The following is a 1,075-nucleotide window of genomic DNA, read 5'->3' on the forward strand; positions in this document are numbered from 1 at the left end:
GCCCGGGTAAGGTTCTTCGCGTTGCATCGAATTAAGCCACATGCTCCACCGCTTGTGCGGGCCCCCGTCAATTCCTTTGAGTTTCATTCTTGCGAACGTACTCCCCAGGTGGTATGCTTACTGCGTTAACTGCGTCACTGAACCCATAGGCCCAACAACTAGCATACATCGTTTACAGCGTGGACTACCAGGGTATCTAATCCTGTTCGCTCCCCACGCTCTCGTGCCTCAGCGTCAATACTGACCCAGCCGGCCGCCTTCGCCACTGGTGTTCTTCGTAATATCTATGCATTTCACCGCTACACTACGAATTCCACCGACCTCTGTCAGATTCAAGACACCCAGTATCCAAGGCCATTTTACCGTTAAGCGGCAAGATTTCACCTCAGACTTAGGCGCCAGCCTACGCACCCTTTACACCCAATGATTCCGGACAACGCTTGCACCCTCCGTATTACCGCGGCTGCTGGCACGGAGTTAGCCGGTGCTGATTCAATTGGTACCGTCAATACTGGTCGAAACCTGTACTTTCTTCCCAAACAAAAGCCGTTTACAACCCATAGGGCCGTCTTCCGGCACGCGGCGTGGCTGCGTCAGGGTTTCCCCCATTGCGCAAGATTCCTCACTGCTGCCTCCCGTAGGAGTCTGGACCGTGTCTCAGTTCCAGTGTGGGGGATCATCCTCTCAGACCCCCTAGCCATCATCGCCTTGGTAGGCTTTTACCCTACCAACTAGCTAATGGCACGCAGACCCATCTATAACCGTCCGAAGACTTTAACAACTGTGGCCATGCGGCCCCGCTGCATTATGCGGTCTTAGCCACCCTTTCGAGTGGTTATCCCCCTGTTATAGGCAGGTTGTCTACGCGTTACTCACCCGTGCGCCAGTCTCCAGGAAGTGCAAGCACCTCCCTTCTCCTTCGACTTGCATGTGTTAGGCCCGCCGCCAGCGTTCGTCCTGAGCCAGGATCAAACTCTCCATTGTAATAATTAAACTACATTCTTCAAGTCCTGCTCCAAGGCTCACTCAATAATCTGTCTATACTTCACTACCTTCAAAGAACAATTTTTTCCCG

Annotated in this window: 1 rRNA gene; it reads right to left on the bottom strand. The window is 53.0% G+C overall.

From position 1 onward, the window contains the following. Nucleotides 1–984: ribosomal RNA gene (locus VJ956_RS11285) — 16S ribosomal RNA — on the bottom strand; the annotation flags it as partial. Nucleotides 985–1,075: the final 91 nt, after the last annotated feature.

This window comes from Marinobacter sp., from assembly GCF_035268745.1.
In the GTDB taxonomy this organism is placed as follows: domain Bacteria; phylum Pseudomonadota; class Gammaproteobacteria; order Pseudomonadales; family Oleiphilaceae; genus Marinobacter.